General features: G+C 66.1%; 15 protein-coding genes and 2 pseudogenes. 4 read left to right on the top strand and 13 right to left on the bottom strand.

Going from position 1 to position 22178, the window contains the following annotated elements; genetic code table 11:
• The first annotated feature begins 152 nt into the window (after positions 1-152).
• Positions 153-1403 carry an RNA-guided endonuclease InsQ/TnpB family protein gene (locus N5096_RS07060; RefSeq protein ID WP_267663621.1) on the top strand — a complete coding sequence of 417 codons (1251 nt, stop codon included), beginning with the start codon at positions 153-155 and terminating at the stop codon, positions 1401-1403.
• 175 nt (positions 1404-1578) lie between these two features.
• The gene (locus tag N5096_RS07055; RefSeq protein WP_267663620.1) at positions 1579-2151 is read left to right on the top strand and encodes a PAS domain-containing protein; all 573 of its coding nucleotides are present in this window, start codon (positions 1579-1581) and stop codon (positions 2149-2151) included.
• A 22-nt stretch (positions 2152-2173) separates the two neighbouring features.
• Here N5096_RS07055 and N5096_RS07050 read toward each other — a convergent pair whose 3' ends face one another.
• The 6 genes and pseudogenes from N5096_RS07050 to purB all read right to left on the bottom strand — a co-directional run bounded on the left by N5096_RS07050 (position 2174) and on the right by purB (position 7834).
• Positions 2174-3757, bottom strand: coding sequence for a phytoene desaturase family protein (locus N5096_RS07050; protein WP_267663619.1), 1584 nt, complete (start codon positions 3755-3757; stop codon positions 2174-2176).
• A 123-nt stretch (positions 3758-3880) separates the two neighbouring features.
• Positions 3881-4561, bottom strand: coding sequence for a metal-dependent hydrolase (locus N5096_RS07045; protein WP_267663617.1), 681 nt, complete (start codon positions 4559-4561; stop codon positions 3881-3883).
• Positions 4562-5248 (bottom strand): hypothetical protein, encoded by a 687-nt coding sequence (locus N5096_RS07040; protein ID WP_267663616.1) that lies wholly within the window; start codon positions 5246-5248, stop codon positions 4562-4564.
• Between the two features lie 51 nt (positions 5249-5299).
• Positions 5300-6100 carry a sensor domain-containing protein gene (locus N5096_RS07035; RefSeq protein WP_267663615.1) on the bottom strand — a complete coding sequence of 267 codons (801 nt, stop codon included), beginning with the start codon at positions 6098-6100 and terminating at the stop codon, positions 5300-5302.
• A gap of 112 nt (positions 6101-6212) precedes the next feature.
• A pseudogene (locus tag N5096_RS07030) lies at positions 6213-6357 on the bottom strand (zinc ribbon domain-containing protein); the annotation flags it as partial.
• A gap of 37 nt (positions 6358-6394) precedes the next feature.
• A complete protein-coding gene (gene purB, locus N5096_RS07025; protein ID WP_267663614.1) occupies positions 6395-7834 on the bottom strand; it encodes an adenylosuccinate lyase in 1440 nt (479 codons plus the stop codon).
• Positions 7835-8002: 168 nt separating this feature from the next.
• Here purB and purN point away from each other — a divergent pair, with 168 nt between their 5' ends.
• Positions 8003-9622: a phosphoribosylglycinamide formyltransferase gene (purN, locus tag N5096_RS07020; protein ID WP_267663613.1), complete on the top strand. Its 1620-nt coding sequence runs from the start codon at positions 8003-8005 to the stop codon at positions 9620-9622.
• 496 nt (positions 9623-10118) lie between these two features.
• Here purN and N5096_RS07015 read toward each other — a convergent pair whose 3' ends face one another.
• The 7 genes from N5096_RS07015 to N5096_RS06985 form a co-directional block, all read right to left on the bottom strand.
• Positions 10119-11279 (bottom strand): sensor histidine kinase, encoded by a 1161-nt coding sequence (locus N5096_RS07015; RefSeq protein WP_267663612.1) that lies wholly within the window; start codon positions 11277-11279, stop codon positions 10119-10121.
• Positions 11280-11452: 173 nt separating this feature from the next.
• Positions 11453-12010 carry a diadenylate cyclase gene (locus N5096_RS07010; protein WP_267663611.1) on the bottom strand — a complete coding sequence of 186 codons (558 nt, stop codon included), beginning with the start codon at positions 12008-12010 and terminating at the stop codon, positions 11453-11455.
• Between the two features lie 130 nt (positions 12011-12140).
• Positions 12141-16850 (bottom strand): glutamate synthase large subunit, encoded by a 4710-nt coding sequence (gene gltB / locus N5096_RS07005; protein WP_267663610.1) that lies wholly within the window; start codon positions 16848-16850, stop codon positions 12141-12143.
• Between the two features lie 338 nt (positions 16851-17188).
• Positions 17189-17356, bottom strand: a complete 168-nt coding sequence (locus N5096_RS07000; RefSeq protein WP_267663608.1) for an HEWD family protein — start codon at positions 17354-17356, stop codon at positions 17189-17191.
• 68 nt (positions 17357-17424) lie between these two features.
• Positions 17425-18732, bottom strand: a complete 1308-nt coding sequence (locus N5096_RS06995) for a hypothetical protein (protein WP_267663607.1) — start codon at positions 18730-18732, stop codon at positions 17425-17427.
• A gap of 460 nt (positions 18733-19192) precedes the next feature.
• Positions 19193-20626: a hypothetical protein gene (locus N5096_RS06990; RefSeq protein ID WP_267663606.1), complete on the bottom strand. Its 1434-nt coding sequence runs from the start codon at positions 20624-20626 to the stop codon at positions 19193-19195.
• Between the two features lie 243 nt (positions 20627-20869).
• A complete protein-coding gene (locus tag N5096_RS06985; RefSeq protein ID WP_267663651.1) occupies positions 20870-21238 on the bottom strand; it encodes a DUF6517 family protein in 369 nt (122 codons plus the stop codon).
• A gap of 123 nt (positions 21239-21361) precedes the next feature.
• On the opposite strand from N5096_RS06985, the pseudogene N5096_RS06980 reads away from it, so the two are divergent.
• A pseudogene (locus N5096_RS06980) lies at positions 21362-22108 on the top strand (IS4 family transposase); the annotation flags it as partial.
• Positions 22109-22178: the final 70 nt, after the last annotated feature.

Here is a 22178-nt window from a genome sequence, read left to right as displayed (position 1 = left end):
GGCCCGGGAGTCTCAAACCGGCGTTTTACCAGAATTGAGGCGAGAATGCCCCTTCCTCAAGGAGCAAGTATTGCGAGCGAGTAGGGAGGGGATGAATCGCCGCACGGTAGTACAAGCCATTAAGAAAACACATCCCTAATCAAGGGATAGCGATGGAGTACAGTCACCGTTATCCCGCATACCCGACACAACAGGTAGCGACTGTACTGGACTCTCATGTCGACATTCATCGCCAAGCGTACAACTACACCCTGTACGAGTACGAGAACGTGGACGCTGACGACATCGGTTCCGCGTACAAACACCACTCCCGACTCCCCGACTGGAAAGACGAGTTCCCCGTTTTCTCGGAAGTTAACTCCAAAGCACTACAGCGAACCGTCACTCGGTTCTACCAGAACCTCACCGGACTTTCCGAGCAGAAGCAAAACGGACGCAAGGTCGGGAAGCTCACGTGGAAGTCTCCGAGAGAGTTCCAGAGTATAACGTATTCGCAGTCTGGCTTCGAACTCAAAAACACGAGTGGCCGACGCGCGACGCTCTGGCTCTCTAAAATCGGAAACATTCCGATCCGCTACCACCGCGAAATCCCCGATGAAGCCGACATCAAAGAAGTCACTATCAAGAAAGAGACAACTGGCGACTGGTTCGTCTCTTTCGGGCTGGAAACCGACGACGCCAACCTGCCCGAGAAACCCGATGTGAACTCGCTCAATACGAGCAATAGCGTGGGTCTTGACCTTGGGATCCTCAACTACATTCACACCACAGATGGGACGACTGTAGATTGGCTCCACCTCGAAGACGAGTACGACCGACTCCGCCACGAGCAACGCAAACTCTCGCGGAAAGAGCAAGGGTCGAACAACTACGAGGAGCAACGCGAAAAAGTGGCGAAGGTCAAGCGACACATCCGTCGGAAGGTGTTGGACTACCAGCACAAAATCACGACGTGGCTCGTCCGCGAGTACGATGCTGTGTTCGTCGAGGACTTGGACGTGAAGGGGATGTTGGAACAGTCGCACAACGCTCGCAACAAGCAGGACGCGGCGTGGCGACAGTTCATCACGCTCCTCGAATACAAGGCAGACTTGTACGGCTGTCGCGTCGTTCAGGTGGAAGCAGCAGGAACAACGAAAGAGTGCGCGAAGTGTGATGTGGAGACGCCGAAACCCATCTGGGTTCGAGAACACTCTTGTCCGTCGTGTGGGTTCGAGTGTGACCGGGACGCGAACGCAGCGATGAACATCTTACAGCGCGGCTTTGCTGAACTAGGGCTGGGATGGCCCGAAGACACGCCTGTGGAGACTGCGCTCCCTACGGACACCCATTCGGTGTCTGCAAAGCGCGTCATAGAAACAGGAAGCCCCACCCTCAACGAAGCCGCACCAGCGGCTGAGTAGGGTGGGGTAGTTCACCCTCCGCCGATCCGGCTCCTCCACACTCCGGGCCGAAATCGATGGGACCGCGGATTGATGTGGACCGCCCTCAAACAGATCGGTATGTCGACACACGAGGTCACGGTGGAGCGCACGGACGGTCTGTTGTACGCGACCGGACGGGCCCGCTGACTGCGCGATGTCCCTCAGATCGGACGTCCTCGACTTCCTCGCGTGCGACGAGGCGACCGCCCGGAGCGCGTTTCGCGACCTCCTCAGCGACGCGGTTGGCGACAGCGACGACCACGCTCGCGGGATCGATCCGCACGGACTCCCGCGGACCCGCTCGGCGGTCGCCCCGCCCCCGACGATCGCCGACGTCGACGGTCTCACGGAGCGCGACCGACGGCTGATCGAGCGCGTCAGGCTCCTTGACGACGCGCCGGTCGGCGTCACGCTCTGCGGCCCGGCGTACCGCGACACCCCGATCCGCTACGCGAACCGGACGTTCCGCGAGCTCACCGGCTACTCGCTGGCGGCGCTCCGCGGCCGCAACCCGCGGCTCCTCCAGGGCCCGGAAACGGGTACCGCCCCGGTGGAAGACCTCCGCGAGGCGGTGTCCATCTGGGAGTCGGTGACCGTCGAAGTCTGGAACCACCGGCGCGACGGGACCGCCTTTTTCAATCGCGTGTCGCTCCGGCCGCTCCCCGGCGACGACGGGACGATCACGCACTGGGCCGCCGTGCAGGAAGCGGTCGACGGACCGGACTGAAGTCGAAGTCCTCTAATCGGGCCTACCGCAGCGTCGAGGTCGGCACCACAGACGGGAGCACCCCGCCCGTCGCGTCCTCGACCACGGCGTCGGCCACGTGCTCGCCGCTGAGCAGGCACATCGGCATCCCGATCCCGGGGTTGGTGTACGCGCCGACGTAGTAGAGCCCGTCGACGCCGGGGGCCCGGTGCGCCGGGCGGAGCGGTCCGGTCTGCCCGAGCGTGTGCGAGAGCGCGAGCGCGGTGCCCCGCGGCGCGTTGAACCGCTCACGGAAGTCGGAGACGCACGCGGTCTCCTCGAAGGCGATCCGGTCGCGGAAGTCGACGTCGGCGTGCTCCGCGAGGTCGTCGAGTACCAGCTCGCGGAAGCGCTCGCGGGTCTCGGCGTCGTCGTCGAGCCCGGGCGCGAGCGGAACGAGGACGAACACCGCCTCGTGGCCCTCGGGGGCCGCTTCCGGGTCCGTCTTCGAGGGGACGTGGACGTAGTACGCGGGGTCGTCGGGCCACGCCGGGTCGTCGAAGATCGTCTCGAAGTGCGGCCGCCAGTCGGTCGGCAACACGAGCGCGTGGTGGTCCAGGTCGACGTCGCCCTCGACGCCGAAGTACATGAGAAACGCCGAGGGGGCGTACGTCCGCGACTCCCAGTACGCCTCGCGGCGCGCGAACTCGTCGGGGAGGAGGTCGCGCTCGACGTGGGGCGGCGCCGCGTTCGCGACCACTCGGTCGAACCGGCCGGTCGACGCCGCGGCTCCGGTCCCGGCTTCGCCCCCGGACGCCCCGAACGCCACCTCGAACTTCGGTCCCACCGCCGCGATCGAGGGCTCGATGGCGGTCACCGGGGTCTCCGTGCGGATCTCGACGCCGAGGTCGGTCGCGAGCGCGGCCATCCCGTCGACGACGCTCGCGATGCCGCCGATCGGGTGGTAGACGCCGAGGTTCATGTCGACGTGGCTCATCAGCGTGTAGATCGCCGGGGTGTTGTACGGCGAGCCGCCGAGGAAGACGAGCTTGTACTCCGCGATCTGCCGGAGCTTCTCGTGGTCGAAGTAGTCGCCGACGTAGTCGTCCATCGTCCGGAGCTTCGGCAGGGCGCGCCCCGACCGCAACACGTCGAGGTCGACCATGTCGCGGAGCCGGGAGCGGCTCGGGTAGACGAAGCGGTCCATCCCGAGCTCGTACGCCTCCGCGGCGTCGTCGAGGTACGCGTCCAGGCGGTCGCCGGCGCCCGCCTCGTACGACTCGAACAGCGCCTTCTGTCCCGCCCGGTCCGCGGGCATCGTCGCGCGGTCGCCGTCCTTCCAGACGACCTCGTAGAGCGGGTCCAGCTCGGTCAGCTCGTAGAACTCGTCGGTCGACCGACCGAAGTAGTCGAAGAAGCGGTCGAACACCTCCGGCATGAGGTACCAGGAGGGGCCGGTGTCGATCCGGAAGCCGTCGCGCTCGATCCGGCCGGCGTACCCCCCCGGATGCTCGTTGCGCTCGAACAGCGTCACGTCCGCCCCGGCGTCGGCGAGGTACGCGGCCGCGGAGAGGCCGCCGAACCCGGCGCCGACGACCGCGATCTCCTCACCGGCGAGGCGCTCATCGTCGCGTGAGCGAGAGTCCATCACGAGTGCGTAGGGCCCCGACGGGGTTCACTCACCCGCCATACTATGTGGGGTAGTTCACCACGACCGCGGTCGCCGGCTTGGAGTCCCGTCCGATCGACCTCAAGTCCCGTCCGATCGACCTCAGGCTCCTTCCTCTCCCGGCGCCCGGTCTTGCAGTTTCCGCGCGGCCAGCGCGAAGAGGCCGGTCCCGACCAGGTACAGCCGCCAGCCGGCGTTCGCGATCGGAAAGGTCCGCTCGACCGGCTCCTCGGTCGCCCGGTCCGGGTCGCGCGGCTCGACGGGGTTGTTCACGTGGACCGTTTCGGTGGTCCCGCCCCCGCCGGCATCGACGACCCGGTTCCCGGTCTCCGGGTCGATCCGCAGGTCGACGAACGTCTGGACGAACCCCTCTGCGGTCGACAGCGTCACCTCCCCGTCGAGGGCGTAGAAGCGGTCCCGAAGCGGCCAGAAGACGTTCACGCCCTCGAGATGAACCCAGTCGAGCGAGACGTGCGCGAAGGCGTGCACGAACAGCCCGATCCACGCGACCGCGATCCACCGGTCCGCGAGGCGCTCGCGGAGCGCGGACCGGTCCCGGAGGCGGGTGTCGTAGTAGAGCAGCGCCGCCGCCGCCACGGGCAACACGAGGTTGTGACCGACCGTCCGGTGGGCCCCGGGCATGACGAATCCCAGGAAGCTGTCCGCCTCGGGGACGACGACGATCGCGAGCACGACCCCGAGCGCTCGCCGGTCGTAGTAGTCGCCGAGCAGGCCGGCCGCGAGTAGCAGCGCGAAGCCGGCGTGGACGACCGAGGAGACCATCTACCTGCTCACCCCCGCGGCGCCGTCGACCGACTCCGCCCGGTCCTCCCGTCGGAACCGCACCGCCAGCAGCGCGGCCGCGCTCGCGACGACGACCAGCTGCCACCCCGTCCGGACGAGGTCGAGCTCGCGCTCGGCGCCGAGCGAGAGGCCCGGTCGGCCGTCGGGGTTTATAAACGTCGAAACCGCGTACGACTCCGTCGTTCCGAGACTCTCGAGGGGGAGGACCCCCGGCCCCTCCGCGCCGAACGCGACGAACGTCTGGACGATCCCGTCCTGCGTCGAGTAGAGGAACCCCCCGCTGACGAGGTAGTAGGCGTCGCCGAGCGGGTACAGCAGGTTCACGCCCTCGCGGCCGAACAGGTCCGGGCCGACGCCGGCGACGAGGAACGCCGCGAGCGCGACCCACGCCACGCGGACCCCGCGCCGCCCGGCCCGCTCCCGGAGCCGAGAGGCGTCGCCGGTCTCGGTGTCCAAATAGAGGACCGCTCCCGCCGCAAGCGGGAGCCACACGGCGTGGAGGAGGGCGTTCGTCGCGCCGGGGACGAAGAGGCTCGCGACCGCGTCGAGGTCGGGGAGGACCGCGGCCCCGACGACGACTCCGACCGCGCGCCGGTCGAACGCGACCCCCAGCAGGGCGGCCGCGAGCAGCGCGCCGAACGCGGCGTTGACCAGCGTCGGTGCCATACCGGTCCTGACGCCCGCACGCGAATAAGTCGCTCGGGGACCTCCACCCGGTCAGCGGGAGTCGTCGTCGCCGGCGTCGGCAGGGTCGGGACCGGGGACGTCGGCGCCATCGGAATCGGCGGCGTCGACGTCGACAGTCGGGCCTCCGTCACCGTCGGGGTCGCCGCCGGTCGGAGGGTCGCTGCTCGCCCCCGAGGTCACCCGCTGCGATCCGGCCGCGTCCGGGCGGCCGAGCAGCGCGACGGCCATCTGCCGGGCCGCGTAGGCGACGAGGTTCGTGACGTGAAGCGCGACGAGGACGCCGGCGACCCCGAGCGGGAGCGCGACCAGCGCCTCCGGGAGCGTGTCGATCGCCCACGTCACGGGCTCGCCGTTGACCTCGCCGAAGTCGGCCGCGTAGGGGTATCGAAGCGGCGCGGCGATCAGCGGGAGCGCGTTCGCCAGCAGGAAGACGGGGACGAACGCGAAGAGACTCACCCAGAACTTCAGCGAGACGAACCCGACTCCCGTCCACGTCGACCGGGCGTCGACGTACGTCCGGACGCCCGCGAGCGCGCCGTCGGCGTCGGTGAGGTCGTCCGGCCGCGCCAGGCGGGTTCCGAGCAGCGCGTTCGCGAGCCGCCGCTCGAAGCCCGCGGCGAGTCGGGCGCCGATCAGGGTCGCGAGCAGGATCACGAACCCGACGAGCGCGACCGAGAGGACCAGCCCGAACATGACCCCGAAGGCGAACGCCGTGGAGTAGACGACCCCGAGCGGGACCGCGAGCAGGAGGTACAACAGGTGCCTGTACGTCTGGCCGTCGACGACGACGCCGACGACCGGGAGGGCGGAGAGGCTTCGGAGGGAGACCATGCGCGGTCGAAACGGGTTCCTCTGCCGACATAAATCGCTCGTTCTCGGCACCGCAGGGCGGGCTCGGGAGCCGCCCGGAACGGCCTCGCCGCCCGAGACCGTCTCGTCGCGCTCAGCCGACGAAGAAGTCGATGGCGTTCCCCCTTCGACTGGCTCTTATAAATCTCCGAGTAGCCGTAGTTCGTGCAGGAGACCACGACGAACGAGCGGTTCTGCACGTCGAACAGCTTCGTGAGGCCGGTCCCGCTCGTCGCGATCGAGAAACCCCTTGGGGCCTTCTCGCCGATTCCCCAGCTACTCGTCGACCTCGTCGACGAGGTCGTCGGCGACGCCGACGTACCCCGCCGGCGTCAGCGCCCGCAGCTCCTCGCGCACGTCCTCGTCGACGTCGAGGTCGCCGAACAGCTCGCGGAAGTCCTCAAGCGTGACCGACCGCCCCCGCGTCAGCTCCTTCACGCGCTCGTAGGCGTCCGTGTCGCCCTCGCGCCGAAGAATCGTCTGGACGGCCTCCCCAATCACCTCGGGCGTCGCCGCCAGCTCCTCGCGCATCACCGCCTCGTTCGGGACGACCTTCGCGAGCCCACTCTCGGCTTTCCCGTAGCCGATGAGACAGTGCGCCAAGGCGGCGCCGACGTTGCGCTTGACGGTGGAGTCCGAGAGATCCCGCTGGAGCCGCGAGCTCGTCACGTAGTCGGCGAGGAAGGTGAGATCGGCGTTCGCCTTCGAGAGGTTCCCCTCGCTGTTCTCGAAGTCGATCGGGTTCACCTTGTGGGGCATCGTCGAGGAGCCGGTCTCGCCCTCGACCGCCCGCTGGCCGAGGTACCGGTCGGAGACGTAGAGCCACGCGTCCAGGTCCAAGTCGAGGAGGACGTTGTTCACCCCCCGAAGCGCGTCGAACAGCGCCGCGAGGTCGTCGCAGGGGTTCACCTGCGTCGCGAGCGGGGTGTACTCCAACTCAAGCCCGTGCACGAACGACCGGGAGAACGACCGCCAGTCGACGTCCGGGTAGGCGGCGTCGTGGGCCGCGTACGTCCCCGAGGCCCCCGCCAGCTTCCCGGAGAGGTCGCCGTTCGCGACGACGACGCGGCCGAGCGCGCGGCCGAGCCGCGAGGCGTACACCGCCATCTCCTTGCCGAACGTCGTCGGCGTCGCGGGCTGGCCGTGAGTGCGGGCGAGCATCGGCGTCTCTCGGTGTTCCTGCGCGAGGTCGACCAGGGCGTCCCGGACCTCGCGGACCGCGGGCACGAGGACCTCGCTCACCGCGGGCTCCAACAGGAGCCGGTGCGCGAGGTTGTTGACGTCCTCGCTGGTGAGCCCGAAGTGGATCCACGGGGACAGCGTCTCCGCGTCGGCGACTGCTCCGGACTCTTCTAACCCGTCCAGCCGCACCCGGAGGAAGTACTCGACCGCCTTCACGTCGTGGTTGGTCGCGGCGTACCCCTCGGCGCCCTCGACCTCGAGCGCCTTTATAAGTCGAGCGTCCTCGGCCGAGAACTCCTCGTAGACCGCGCGGAGGGCCGCCTCGGCCGCCTCGCCGAGTGCGATCGGCGTCGCGTCGAGCGCCGCCAGTTCGATCAGGTACTCGACCTCGACGCGGCTCCGCGCGCGCATGAGCGCGGCCTCGCTCGCGTACGGCGACAGCGGCGCGGTGCGGGAGGCGTATCGCCCGTCAAGCGGGGAGACGGCCGCGAGTGGGTCCGACCGCGACAGGCCCGAGATGGCGTGGTCCGTCATGTCCGCGACTGCCCCCGGCGCCAGCAAAAGCGTGTCGATGGCGTGACGCACGGACGTGGATAGGTTCATCCCTTTTATGGGCGCGGCTCGCCGATCCTATCCGCAAACGTGGATCCTCGGGCGCCCCGGACCGCAATCGATATACGCGATCGGTCGGACCACTCGCGTATGAAGATCGCCGGACTCGCGAGCAACCGGGGGCGGAACCTCAGACACATCGCCGACGTCGCGCCGGGCGGCGCGGAGCTGTCCGTCGTCCTGACCAACCGGGAGCAGGCGCCCGTGCTGGAGGCCGCGACGGAACGTCGGATCCCGACCGAGGTCGTCGAGCGCGAGGCGGACGAGTCGCGGGCCTCCCACGAGCGACGAATCCTCGACCGGCTCGCCGACTACGACTTCGACTTGGTCTGCCTCGACGGGTACATGCGCGTGCTCACCGACGAGTTCCTCGACGCGGCGCCGACGACGCTGAACGTCCACCCCTCGCTCCTCCCCTCGTTCTCGGGGATGGACGCCCACGAGCAGGTGCTCGACGCGGGCGTCCGAACGACGGGCTGTACCGTCCACGTCGTCACCGAGGTCGTCGACGACGGCCCGATCGTCACCCAGGAGCCGGTCCCCGTCTACGCCGACGACGACGCCGACTCGCTGAAAGACCGGGTGCTCCACGACGCGGAGTTCACGGCGTACCCGCGGGCGGTCCGGTGGTTCGCCGAGGACCGCGTGACGGTCGAGCGGGGGGGTGACGAGGCCGGCGCGAACGGCGACCCGATCGACGTCACCGTCGAGGGCGACGCCGGCGGCGACTTCCCGGAGCGGCGGTTCGTCTCCGAGGAGCGCGCCGAGACGCTGCGCTACGGCGAGAACCCGCACCAGGACGCCGCCCTCTACGCGGACGACGGCCGCGAGGAGGCGGGCGTCGTCGGCGCCGACCAGCTGAACCCCGGCGCGAAGGGGATGGGGTACAACAACTACAACGACGCCGACGCGGCCCTGAACCTCGTCAAGGAGTTCGACGAGCCGGCGGCCGGCGTGATCAAGCACACGAATCCCGCGGGCTGCGCGACAAGCGACACGCTCGCGGACGCGTACGACCGCGCGCTCAGCACCGACGCGAAGTCGGCGTTCGGCGGTATCGTGGCCCTGAACCGCGAGTGCGACGCCGACACCGCGACCGCGGTCGCCGACTCGTTCAAGGAGGTCGTCGTCGCGCCCGGCTACACCGACAGCGCGCTCGACGTGCTCACGGAGAAGCAGAACCTCCGCGTGCTCGACGTCGGCCCGCTCGGCGAGGGGGACGACCGCTTCGCCGAGCGGTCCACCGAGAAGCCGATCGTCGGCGGGCGGCTCGTGCAGGACCGGGACCTCCAGTCGCCGACCGCCGACGATCTGGAGGTCGTCACCGACCGCGAGCCCACCGACGAGCAGCTGGAGACGATGACGTTCGCGTGGAAGACGCTCAAACACGTCAAGTCGAACGGGATCCTGTTCGCGACCGGCACCGAGACGGTCGGCGTCGGGATGGGGCAGGTGTCCCGCGTCGACGCCGTGACGCTCGCGGCGATGAAAGCCGAGAAGGACGCCGAGGGCAAGTCCGCCGAGGGCGCCGTGATGGCCTCCGACGCGTTCTTCCCCTTCCCGGACGCGATCGAGGAGGCCGCCGAGGCCGGGATCGAGGCCGTGATCCAGCCGGGCGGCTCCGTCAACGACGAGGACGTGATCGCCGCCGCCGACGAGCACGAGATGGCGATGGCGTTCACCGGCTCGCGCTGCTTCCGCCACGACTGACGCCGACCGTTGCGGCGACACGGTGACCGCCTCTCATTCAGGCAGATTCGCCAGAGAGGGCGGTCGCTGATGATCAGTCCCCGGTCGATCGCGGGAGTGGGTATATCGGGTCGGGTGAGTGGTTCGTTATCAGTGATCGAGTGGTGTTGTTGTCGGCTGTTTATAAGTGGTAGGCGGCTCTGCGGTGGACACTTCCAAAGCCCCAGCCCCAACCGCACACCACCTCACGCCTCCCCAGCCTCGTCGGGCGGCCTCCGCTTTGCTCCGGCCGCCCGACTCCCTCGCACCGGCGGTTCGCGGCCCTCCGGGCCGCTCACCGGGGCGCGTCACCGGCCCGGCTACTTATAAATAATCGTCGCTGTCGCTCGTGCCTTTTAAATAGCATATCATCACCAACGATCTGCAACACCCACTCCCGAAATCGATCACCGGTGTGTCCGTCTCAACCGCAACCGGGACGGGACGTCACGAGGCGGATCGCCACGAAGCCTCTCCGCTACTCGCCGTCGCCGTCGGTCTCCGACTCGACGAACTCCATTCCGCTGATCTCGAACCGCGCCCCGCCTGCGTCGCTCTCGGTCAGGGCGATCTCCCAGCCGTGCGCCGAGACGACCTGCTGGATGATCGTCAGCCCCAGCCCCGTCCCGGACACGTCGGTGGTGTAGCCGTCGACAAACACCTCGTCGCGCTCCTCCTCGGGGATCCCAGCCCCGTCGTCCTCGACGTAGATCCCCGAGCCGTCCGCCAGATCGCCGACCCGAACCGTCACGTCGTCGCCGCCGTGTTCCACGCTGTTCCGGAACAGGTTCTCGAACACCTGCTGGAGGCGGCTCCAGTCGCCCATCACGACGCGGTCGGTGTCGACCGCGAGCCCCGCCGCCTCGCCGCTCACGAACGACCACGATTCGCGGGCGAGCGCCGCGAGGTCGACCTCCTCGCGCCCCCCGAGCGTCTGCCCCTCGCGGGTGAGGAAGAGGAGGTCGGCGAGCAGCGACTCCATTCGGTCGACCGCGTCGCGGCACCGCTGGAAGTGCTCCGGGTCGCCGGTCCGCTCCGCCATGTCGAGGTAGCCGTCGACGATCCCGAGCGGGTTCCGGATGTCGTGGGAGACGACGCGCGTGAACTCCTCCAGCTGGTCACGCTGCCGCTGCATCCGCTCGGTCGCCTGCTTCCGGAACAGCTCGTAGCCGACCCACTGCGCCAGCAGCTCCACGAACGTCTCCTCGCCCTCCGAGAAGGGGCGGTCTCGCGCTTCGGTGTCGGCGAAACAGAAGGTCCCGTACACCTCGCGGTTGACCACGACCTTCGCGCCGATGTACGCCTCCAGCCCGAACTCCTCGTAGGCGGCGTCGTCTTCCCACCCCTCGACCCGGGCGTGTTGGACCGTCAGCGCGCCGTCGAGGTCGACGGTCCGCTTGCAGTACGCCTTCGACAGCGGGCAGCTCCTGCCGGCCTGCAGCAGCTCGTGGTCGCCGCGCGCGTCCACGATCACCTGCCTCCCGTCGTCGATCTCGGTGAGGAAGCCGGCCTCCACGTCGAGATACGCGCGGCCCAGGTCCAACAACTCCGGGAGCTTCTCCTCGAGCGGTCGCTCCTGATCGGCGGTGACTCGGTACATTCGGCGGAGAGCGTCGCCCTCTGAGATGCCTTCACTCATCGTCGATCACCGCTCCGATGTCGTGGTTCGGTCTCCCTCCGGGTTAAACCGGACGGTGCCGACCGGCGAGGAGTTCCACGAAGCCGCCCGATCCTGCGCGGACACGCGTAGGCGCGGGTTCGCCGCCGGGAGGGGGCCGTTTCGGAACGGCGGCACGCCGACGAGGGCGGGCGTCACGAGTTCGGTCGCCACCGGCCGCCGATCTCCTCGCGGGGGTAGTCCTGATACGTCCCGTCGAGATACGTGGTGACGCGACCGTTTTCCTCGCTGAGCGTGATCGCCCATAACACGTTCTCCCGGAGCGACGTCTCCAGGGCGCTCATGTGTTTGGTCCCCATCCAGTCGGGGTACTCGAGCTCCTCGACCGCCGGCACCTCCGCGCGGTTGGGGCTCCGGACTCGGGCCATCTGCCGCTGGACCGTCCCGTCCCCGGTCACGATGATGGCGCCGTCTCGGCTGAACGCGACGTCTTCGGCGACCCGCCGAAACGCCTCTGGCGAGTCGAGCACGATCTTGCAGCGATCGGTCGGCCAGACGTTCTCTCCGAGCGGGTCGGTGTACTCCTCGAAATCCGTCTCGGCGACGACCAGGAAGTACAGGCTGGGACCACTCACGTACTTGTCGTCCCACTTGTCGAACTCCATGCTCAACGCCTCGGCGACGTATCGGATCTGGTCCATGAGGTCCTGACTGGTGGCGTACTTCTTCAGGACCTGATCGAGTTCTTCCATCCGTCTCCTCAGATACTAGGCGTGGAACGGTATTAAGCCCTGCTCAGGTCGGCCTGCTCGGTCGCCGAATCTCGCCGCTTCCGACCGAACGGGGGTCCTGGCGAGCCCGTCAACACGGGAGGATCCTGTCTCAGTCGTCGCTCGACGCCTGCTCGGTCGGGTCGCTCGCCGCGCCCGGGACGGCCTCGGCCGGCGCCGGCGGCTCGTCGCGCACGTCGGCGCCCTTGCCCTCGGCGATGACGTCCGCGTACGCGTCGGGGAAGACGCGCACGAAGTCGCCCAGCGCTGCCGTCCAGTCGTCCAGCAGCTCGGCCGCGCGATCGCTGCCGGTGTACGCGCGGTGGTTCTCCACGAGCCGGCGGAGCATGCGCTCGTCGGAGTCGTCGAGCGTCTCGGAGACGGAGACCATCCCGCGGTTCACACGCTCGGCGAACCGGTCGTCGGGGTCGTACACGTAGGCGACGCCGCCGGACATCCCGGCGGCGAAGTTCCGACCGGTGTCGCCGAGGACGGCGACGACCCCGCCGGTCATGTACTCGCAGCCGTGGTCGCCCACGCCCTCGACGACCGCCTTCACGCCGGAGTTGCGGACACCGAACCGCTCGCCGGCGACGCCGTTGACGTAGGTCTCGCCGGCGGTGGCGCCGTACAGCCCGACGTTACCCGCGACGACGTTCTCGGCGGGGTCGTAACCGGCCTCCTCGGGGGTGTTGACGACGATCCGGCCGCCAGAGAGCCCCTTCCCGAGGTAGTCGTTGGCGGCGCCGGTGAGCTCCAAGGTGACGCCCGGCGCGAGGAACGCGCCGAAGCTCTGGCCGGCGTAGCCGTCGAACCGGCAGCTGACGGTGTCGTCGGGAAGGCCCTCGCCGCCGTGCTCGGAGACGACGCGGTTCGAGAGGGTCGCGCCGACCGCGCGGTCGACGTTCTCCACGTCGCGGGTGAGCGCGACGGGCGCGCCGTCCTCGATGGCCGGGGCCGCCTCGTCGATGAGGTCCCAGTCGAGCAGCTCCTCGATGTCGGCGTCCTCCTGCTCGCGGGTCTTCGTCCGGGCGTCGCCGGCGGGCTCGGCGATGACCGCCGAGAGGTCGAGGTGCTTCGCCTTCTCGTGGTCCGTCTCGCGCTGGGAGAGGAGCTCGGGGCGGCCGATGAACTCCTCGACCTCGGTGTAGCCCAGCTCGGCCATGAGCTCGCGGAGTTCCTGGGCGATGAACGTCATGTAGTTGATGACGTGGTCCGGCTGGCCGGGGAAGCGCTCGCGGAGGTCCTCACGCTGGGTCGCGACGCCGACCGGACAGGTGTTCTCGTGGCACTGCCGGGCCATCACGCAGCCGGAGGTGACGAGCGACGCGGTGCCGAACACGTACTCCTCCGCGCCCAGCGCGGCGGCGACCGCGACGTCGCGGCCGGTCTTGAGCCCGCCGTCCGCGGTGACGCGGATGCGGTCGCGGAGGCCGGTCGCGCGGAGCATCTGGTTCGCCTCGGCGAGCCCCAGCTCCCACGGGAGCCCCGCGTTCTTGATCGACGTCTTCGGGGACGCGCCCGTCCCGCCGTCGTGGCCGGAGACGTGGACGACGTCCGCGTTCGCCTTCGCGACGCCGGCCGCGATGGTGCCGATGCCGGCCTCCGACACCAGCTTCACGTTGACGTCGGCGTCGGGGCTCGCGGCCTTTAAATCGAAGATGAGCTGCTTGAGGTCCTCGATCGAGTAGATGTCGTGTTGCGGCGGCGGCGAGATGAGCCCGACGCCCGGCGTCGAACACCGGACGTGCGCGATCATCTCGTTGACCTTCTCACCGGGGAGGTGACCGCCCTCGCCGGGCTTCGACCCCTGCGCCATCTTGATCTGCAGCTCGTCGGCGCTCGCGAGGTAGTCGGCGGTGACGCCGAACCGGCCGGAGGCGACCTGTTTGACCGAGCACGCCTTCTCGGTGCCGAATCGCTCCGGCGGTTCGCCGCCCTCGCCGGTGTTCGACTTCGCGCCGATCCGGTTCATGGCGATCGCGTTGTTCTCGTGGGCCTCCGGCGAGATGCTCCCGAGGCTCATCGCGGCCGTCGAGAAGCGCTCGACGACCGACTCGACCGGCTCGACCTCCTCGACCGGTACCGGATCGCGGTCCGACTCGAACTCTAAGAGTCCACGGAGCGTCTGGAGCTCCTCGGACTGGTCGTTCACCAGCTCCGCGAACTCCCGGTACTGCTCGTAGTCGCCGCCCCGGACCGCCTGCTGGAGCGTCCCGACCGTCTGGGGGTTCCAGCCGTGTTTGATACCCGACGAGCGGTGCTCGTACTCGCCCGTGGTCTCCAGTTCGGGGTCGGCGCCGAACGCCATCGCGTGCCGCGTCCGAAGGTCGTCTTCGATCTCCTCGGCCCCGATCCCCTCGGTGCGGATCTCGGTGCCCTCGAAGTACTCGGCGACGAACTCGGAGGCGAGCCCGACCGCCTCGAAGATCTGCGCGCCCTGGTACGACTCCATCGTCGAGATTCCCATCTTCGCCATCGTCTTGAGGAGGCCGTCCTCCAGGGCGCCGCGGTACGCGGCGAGCGCCTCCTCCTCGTCGGCGCCGTCCGGCCCCGCGACGACGTCCGCGATGGAGTCGTACGCGAGGTACGGGTCGATCGCGTCGGCGCCGTAGCCGACGAGTGTCGCGATGTGGTGGACCTCGTGCGGCTCGCCCGACTCGACGACGACCCCGGCGCGGTTCCGAAGCCCGTTCCGGACGAGGTGGTGGTGGACCGCGCCGGTCGCGAGCAGGCTCGGGACCGCGATCCGGTCCGGACCGACCGCGCGGTCGGAGAGGACGACGACGTCCGCGCCGTCCTCGATCGCGGCCGCGGACTCGTTTCGGATCCGGGTGACGGCGTCGACGAGCGACGCCTCGCGGTCGTACGTGATATCGACCGTTGCCGAGGCGAACGAGGGCCCGTCGCCGTCGACGGGCTCGGCGCTCAGTCCCTTCAGCGCGGCCGTCTCGGCGTCGGTAAGTATCGGCGAGTCAGAGACGATCTGCTCGGCGTGCTCGGGGGTCTCGTCGAGGAGGTTCCGCTGGTTCCCCATCCGGGTCTCCAGCGAGGTGACGAGCTCCTCACGGATGTAGTCTATCGGCGGGTTCGACACCTGCGCGAACAGCTGCTTGAAGTAGGTGAACAGGGGGCGGTCGACGTCGGTGAGCACCGAGAGCGGGGTGTCGTCGCCCATCGAGCCGACCGGGTCCTTCCCGTCTTCCGCCATCGGCTCGACGAGGTGGTTCAGCGAGTCGGTGGTGTAGCCGAACGCGGCCTGGTGGGCGCGGACGGTTAGGTCCTCGTCGCCCTCAGTCTCGTCGACGTCCTCACTCCTGTCGACGTCCTCAGTCCCCTCGACGTCCTCCCGCTCGCCGAGGCGCGGCACCGTCTCCGCGTCGCCGCCGACACCGCTCACCACCTCGTCGAGGTCGACCTGGCCCTCGTCGACCCACTCGCCGTACCGCTCGTCGGTGAGGTCGGCGAACACCTCGTCGTCTGGGACGATGCGTCCCTCCTCGGGGTCGGCGACGAAGATCTCGCCGGGCTGGAGCCGCCCGCGACGCCGCACGTCGGCGGGGTCGGTCGGGAGCGCGCCGACCTCGCTGCCGACGACGAGCCGGTTCTCGTCGGTCACCTCGTACCGGCACGGGCGGAGCCCGTTGCGGTCGAGGACGCCGGCGACCCGGTCGCCGTCGAAGCCGATGACCAGGGCGGGGCCGTCCCACGGCTCGACGAGCGAGGCGTGGTAGTCGTAGAAGTCGGTGCGGGCCGCGTCCATCAGGTCGTCCTCGCGGAACGCCTCCGGGATCAGCATCCGGAGCGTGTGCGGGAGGTCGCGGCCGGCCTGCAGGAGGAGTTCGACCGCGTTGTCGACGCTCGCGGTGTCCGACTGGTTCGGGTCGTCGATCACCGGCTTGATGGTGTCGAGCTCCGCGCCGAACGCCGGGTGGTCGAGGTCGTTCTCGCGGGCGCGCATCCAGTTGACATTCCCGCGGATCGTGTTGAACTCGCCGTTGTGGACGATGTTGCGATACGGGTGCGCGAGGTGCCACGCGCCGAGCGTGTTCGTCGAGAAGCGCGCGTGGACCAGGGCGACGTGGCTCGCGAAGCGCTCGTCGGTCAGGTCCGGGTAGTAGTCGCCGAGCTGCGAGCCCTTCAGCAGGCCCTTGTACACGACGCGCTGGCGGTCGAGCGAGCAGACGTAGAACCGACCGGCGCCGTCGACGTCGCTGACCGCGTTCTCGATCTCGCGTCGGGCGGCGTACAGCGCGCGGTCGAAGCCGAGCAGCTCGGGGTCAGCGTCGTCCGGCCGCGTCTCCTCGCTGGTAAACCGCTCGGCGAGGCCGGCGCCCTCGACAGGCGCGGCGAACAGCTGGGCGACCTCCGGCTCGGAGTCGAGCGCGGTCGCACCGAGGTCGGCGTTGTCCGTGGGCACGGAGCGCCACGCGAGCACCTCCAGCCCGTAGACGGAGAACACCTCCGCGATGACGTCGTGGATCTCCGCCTGAACGCTCCCCTCGGTCGGCATGAAGACAGAGCCGACCGCGTACTCCTCTGGCAGGTCGGCGTCCACGACGTCGCGGAAGAAGTCGTCCGGGCGCCCGACCATGATCCCGGCCCCGTCGCCGGTGTTCTCCTCGGCGCCCGTGGTCCCGCGGTGTTCGAGGTTCTCGAGCAGCCGGACGGCGTCGGTCACCGTCTCGTGGTTCGGGTCCCCGTCGAGGTCGACGATCCCGCCGATCCCGCAGTTCGACCGCTCGTCCGATACTGTGGCAAGCCCCCCATCGCGGCCCGAGGACTCCGAACTCCCTCGGGTGTCATTACGTGGCTCGGTCATATCTCCCACTCGCGGATGATCGCTTAAAGGTATGACCCTGATACGGGTAGGATCCCTCGTACACACATTAGGGAATATAAGGTAATTATTCATCAGGGGCTGATACCGAGTGCCACACTCTCCGTTCGATCAACTACAATCGGATTCTGCTGCAGTAAAACCGATTAAAATCCAAACGACTCGCCGAGACAGGTATATATTCGACGGATTATCTTGTTATCGTCATTCCCGAGCCGGGCGGTCAGTCGACCGGCGCCGGGTCAGCGCTCGGACGCTTTCGGACCCTCCGTGGATCGAGCGCGGAGCCGGAATCGCGGGTCTCCCCGGTCCGGAGCCGATCACTTGCGCAGCGGTACGAACGTTCCGTTGATGTCCCACTCGTGGATGCAGTAGACTTCCCCCGGCTCGTCGGCTATCCGCCAGCCGGTGGCGTCCTCGTCCCACCGCTCCCGGCGGCCGCACAGCTCGCACTCGCGCTCCTGTGGCGGAGTGATGGTCGCGCTCATACCCGGCAGGAGGGAGTCGCCCAGCAAAAGGATACCGCCGGCTCCGCGAGCGGACGACGCTCCCGGCTTCACGACGCCCGCTCGCGCTCGGCGGCCTTCCCGGCGAGGAGGAGTGCGACCAGCGTGACGACCGGGCCGAACCCCGGTACGTCGTCGGCGGTCACCCGGATCGGCGCGTCCTCGTAGTCCGGGGTCGCCCGCTTTGCGGACCCCGTCTCGGAGTCCGTTGCCGGATCGTCGCTCACGCCCGACCCGGCCTCCTCTGCTGCGGACGCGCTGTCCCCGTCGGCGCCGCTCTCACCGGGATTGGCGCCCACGGGCGAGACGGCCACCGGCGATCTACTCGGTCCGTCGCGCGCGGCCGCACGGAAGCCTTCGACCCGCTGGGCCTCAAACCGGCCGTCGCTTCCGACGAAGTCGACCCGCGTCTCGTCACCGCCGTCGCTCCCCCGCTCGTCGGCTTCCGAGCCACTCGGCGGAGAGCCCGCCCCCGGTGTCTCACCGGCTGTCCCGCCGTCACCCGCCGCTCCGCTACCGCTGGGTCCGCCGCCCGCTCCGCCACTTCCCGGCCCGCCGCCACCCGCCCCGCCACCTGCTCCGCCACCTGCTCCGCCGCCACCCGCCCCGCCACCCGCCCCGCCACCTGCTCCGCCGCTACCTGCTCCGCCACCTGTACCGCCACCATCCGCCCCGCCACCACCGGGCTGGCTACCGTCCTCTTCGGGGAGCTCGTCGCTCGGGTCGGTATCGCCCCCGTTCGACGGCGGCGCCTCGAAGGTCACCGTCGTCGACGCGGCGTGGTCGCCCGTCGGGTCCGACGCGGTCTCGCGCAGCCGTTCGTCTTCCACGCGGAACTCGGCGGTGAACGCCTCGCCGTCCGCGGGCGTCCCGTCGGTCGCGAGGGCGTCGCCGCCCTCGGCGACGAGGTAGAGCCCGTCCTCACCGAGGTGGACCGAGGAGTTCCCGGGAACGGCCCCGCTCGGGTCTGACCCGTCGCCGTCGCTCGCCAGCGCCGACGTGTTGGACCGGACGCCGAATGCGAGCCCGTCGAGTCGGGCGAGGTCCGACCCCGCCTCGAGCGTCGCGTTCCGCGCGGCCGGGAGCCCAGTCAGTCCCGTAGCGTTGACGGCGTACGCCACGGTCTCGTTCGAGGCGACGGTCGAGGTCGGCGAGAACGTCCCGTTCGCGATCGCCCGCCGTACCGCGGCGGCGGTCTCGAGATCGTCCCGATCGAGGTCAGTCGTCGCGTAGGCGCGCATTCCGTCCGTCGACCGGTTCCCGACCATGACGGTTGCCTCATCGGCGGTCGTGGCGAGTCCCCGCTCAGATCGGATCTCGATACGGTACTTTCCGGGCGGTAGCGTCCCGTTTGACATCGATGTGTCGACGGACTCAACGGTCGCGTTCGGTCCCGTCGTGATGAGAGCGTCCGTCAGCGACTCGTTACCGAACGCATAGGTGTTGAGACCGATTGAGGTTCGTCCCGGAGTCGGTGTGGAGAGGTTTGCTGTGATAAGTGTATTGTTTGCATCTGAATCCGAAATTTCTATACTTATTTTAGATGTATTGTGGCGTAATCTATATGTAACATTTTCTCCCACCTCCGTCTTGTCACTGACATTTGTAAGAGCTACCTTCTGCTCGTCTTTACCAATTAGCTTGAACTGGTTTTCCATTTCAAACCCACCACCAGAGAGAAAATATGTTCCTGTCTCTAATCCAGTGGTATTGAATAGCATTCTGTCTGTAGTATTTGAATAAGTTCCCACACCGGATATCACTGACCGGTCATCTTTGATGATTCTATGCAACTTGGCAGAACCTCCTTGCGCTGTTCTATTCTTGAATCCCGACTACCTCTCCCGAGTATATCTGATTCCCATTATATCCTGTCTCATTAAATAGACGACTCACATTGTTACTGTCGTTCTGCCCTGGACGAACATTAGAAATGTGTACCTGCGTACTATCTGACACACCTCCATGAATAAACTGTTCTGCAATATCTGAATTTGGCAATAGATTCGTTGAGTTCAAATCTGCCGGCTCTCCGGCCGTTTGCCCTTGTGCAAGTCGAATAGTTGCCACAAATCTGTTACTATGCCAAATTTCACTTCTACTTCCTCTGGCATTTCTAATAGGGATGCTCAAACCGTCGTTTACACCAACAAGTACATCTGAGTACCCAATATATTTCTCGTACATAACCTCTCCATCAGCAGTGATCGGATGAACTGAAACAACATAGGGAGTATTTAATCCGGCTGTGTCCCGTACCTCGGTAGTTGCTACAGAGACATTAGTAATTCCTCCACTCTCATACTCCTGACTGTTGAACTGTACTGTTCCTAAGTATACCTGAAATCTGTCTTTGGCAATTGCCGTTTGCTTTAGCCCATCCGGTGACTTATTCCCAGTGTATTCTTTTGTTATACCAATTTTGCTATTGGGTATGAGATATGCACTAATATCTCCACCAAGAATTGTGGTATTAAGTGATGCACTATCTCTATCGGCGATTTCCCGTGTGTTTTGTGACTTATACCCAACAACCCTGTCATTTTCTTCATTAATAAGTATGATTTTTGAGTTAACACTTGAAGTAACTTTACTGACTGTTACTCCAGATGAGGTCCTACTACTCTTGTTAAAATTAGTTGAAGTAGTTGCTTGATCCCGTACCCTGATAGAGCCATCCACAAAATCGAATTCTGTGGAATTCTTCGTGTGTCCACCTGCCTCTAACTTTTCGTAATCACTCGTTGAATTGGTGTTTGCTGCAGCCACTCTGTACTGAATATTCTTTGTTATTTTGCCATCCGACGAATTATACCCACCCAATTGTACTGAATCAATTTGAATGGGGTTGCTGGTATCAGATTGTTTAATTTGTACTTTGAGCGTGATTTCTCCATTAGTCCTACTCTTATTCGTCGTGATAACCTGTCCATTTGTGATTTTTGAATTTCGAACCGTCACCTCAGATACATTGATATCCGCATTTTGTAATTCTACAAGATTTATATATAGAGTTTTATATTCGTCAGCTGACTTCTCCTCGCTCGCTGCAATTTCCACATTAGAAATAGTATGATTGTTTTCAAACGAGAAGAGATCCTTGGTCTCACCTGAATTTGTTATGTTGAGCGGCTGTCGTTCATGTGTTTCGGCAGATACGTGAGCTACTCCTATTGTAGCAACTAAAACGACAACAACACAGATGACGAGGACGATAACCGGTCCGTGCCGAGTTGAGTTTCTTCGGTCCATCGTGAAGGGCCACGATCGACAGAGCCGGAGCTACGAAGCGCTCGCGTCGCGATGCCTGACGAGTTCGCTACGCCGCCGCCGTCTCGCGTCGTGGGACACGCTCAATCGGTCGATTACTAATTAAATCAGTTACGGAGACAGACGCTTCAAATCGGGAAAATGTCTCCGGCGAGCCGGACTCAGTCTGACGATCTGAGCGGTCGCTTCTCGGCCTTCAGAGGCGCTCAAAACCGATTCGCCGTCTCAGGCCGACGACGGGTGTTCGACCTGTTCCATCAGCGAGAGGACGGAGTTGCGGGCGTCGACCGCGGTCGGGTGGATACCGACGAGCGCGACCACGTCCTCCTCGTGCTGGACGGTGGCCACGTAGAGGAACACGGGAACGTCCTCGACGCTCTCGCTCTGGTCGCCGCCGCCGACCTCCGCGTCGATCGTGGTCTCGAGGATCGACACCTCGATTTCCTGGCCGAGAATGGTCCGCGTTTCCGACCCGGCCTCCTCGATGTCGTCGGCCTGTACCTCGGTGCCCTCGCCGCCGATCCCGCGCTGGTTGGCCCGCTCTAACAGCCGGCGGATCAGCTCCGCGTCGTCCGCGCCGACGAGGGGGTTGATCGACTGGCCATTCGTCTTTAGCTAAGCGAAGAACCGCATGACAGCAGCGGCTTATCGAGGCTACTTTTTGAGAGGAATGAGGAGGCGGCAAGTGTGCACCAAGACGCCTCCTCATCGAGAATCATGCGTCGGCTTACTACACTGTTTCCCTCTGAGTTCCTCGAAGAGCACGCCGAGGAACTCGGCGTGGTCGAGCGTGAGGGCAAACTTCAGATTCCCGTCCTCGTGTGGGCGCTCGTGTTCGGCTTCGCCGCAGGCGAGAGCCGAACACTCGCTGGATTTAGACGCAGCTACAACTCTACAGCCGATGAGACGATCTCTCCCGGTGGCTTCTATCACCGGTTGACACCGTCACTTGCAGAGTATCTCCGCGACCTCGTCGAGCGTGGTCTCGACGAGGTCGCTGTTCCCGACGCTGTTGACGCTGATATCGACCGATTCAGGGACGTGATGATCGCTGATGGAACGGTGTTGCGGTTGCACGAGTTCCTTTCCGACGAGTTCCAAGCTTGCCACGAGGAGCAGGCTGGAGCGAAGCTCCACCTGCTCCACAATGCCACCGATCAGACGATTGAACGGATTGACGTGACCGATGAAAAAGCGCACGACAGCACGTTGTTCAAGACGGGATCGTGGCTGCATGGACGGCTAGTTTTGTTCGACCTAGCGTACTTCAAGTACCGCCGCTTTGCGCTGATCGACGAGAACGACGGCTACTTTGTGAGCCGGTTGAAGCAGAACGCGAATCCGGTGATAACAGAAGAGTTACGCGAATGGCGCGGGCGCGCCATTCCCTTAGAAGGGGAGAAGATCCACGACGTGGTCGGTGATCTCTCGCGGGAGTACATTGACGTAGAGGTCGAAGCGGAGTTGCCTTGTTTTGCCGCCGACTGACGGCAACTTCAGACGTTCTTACCGCAATATTCCGCCAGATTAACCC

The organism is Halorubrum yunnanense, from assembly GCF_026586675.1.
GTDB lineage: Archaea > Halobacteriota > Halobacteria > Halobacteriales > Haloferacaceae > Halorubrum > Halorubrum yunnanense.
This window is presented reverse-complemented; position numbering and strand designations above follow the sequence as displayed.

Coding starts and splice junctions, on each gene's coding strand:
- N5096_RS07060 (WP_267663621.1), top strand. CDS start 153: ATGGAGTACAGTCACCGTTATCCCGCATACCCGACACAACAGGTAGCG.
- N5096_RS07050 (WP_267663619.1), bottom strand. CDS start 3,757: ATGGACTCTCGCTCACGCGACGATGAGCGCCTCGCCGGTGAGGAGATC.
- N5096_RS07045 (WP_267663617.1), bottom strand. CDS start 4,561: ATGGTCTCCTCGGTCGTCCACGCCGGCTTCGCGCTGCTACTCGCGGCC.
- purB (WP_267663614.1), bottom strand. CDS start 7,834: ATGACGGACCACGCCATCTCGGGCCTGTCGCGGTCGGACCCACTCGCG.
- purN (WP_267663613.1), top strand. CDS start 8,003: ATGAAGATCGCCGGACTCGCGAGCAACCGGGGGCGGAACCTCAGACAC.
- N5096_RS07040 (WP_267663616.1), bottom strand. CDS start 5,248: ATGGCACCGACGCTGGTCAACGCCGCGTTCGGCGCGCTGCTCGCGGCC.
- N5096_RS06990 (WP_267663606.1), bottom strand. CDS start 20,626: ATGGACCGAAGAAACTCAACTCGGCACGGACCGGTTATCGTCCTCGTC.
- N5096_RS07000 (WP_267663608.1), bottom strand. CDS start 17,356: ATGAGCGCGACCATCACTCCGCCACAGGAGCGCGAGTGCGAGCTGTGC.
- N5096_RS06995 (WP_267663607.1), bottom strand. CDS start 18,732: ATGTCAAACGGGACGCTACCGCCCGGAAAGTACCGTATCGAGATCCGA.
- gltB (WP_267663610.1), bottom strand. CDS start 16,850: ATGACCGAGCCACGTAATGACACCCGAGGGAGTTCGGAGTCCTCGGGC.
- N5096_RS07010 (WP_267663611.1), bottom strand. CDS start 12,010: ATGGAAGAACTCGATCAGGTCCTGAAGAAGTACGCCACCAGTCAGGAC.
- N5096_RS07015 (WP_267663612.1), bottom strand. CDS start 11,279: ATGAGTGAAGGCATCTCAGAGGGCGACGCTCTCCGCCGAATGTACCGA.
- N5096_RS07055 (WP_267663620.1), top strand. CDS start 1,579: ATGTCCCTCAGATCGGACGTCCTCGACTTCCTCGCGTGCGACGAGGCG.
- N5096_RS07035 (WP_267663615.1), bottom strand. CDS start 6,100: ATGGTCTCCCTCCGAAGCCTCTCCGCCCTCCCGGTCGTCGGCGTCGTC.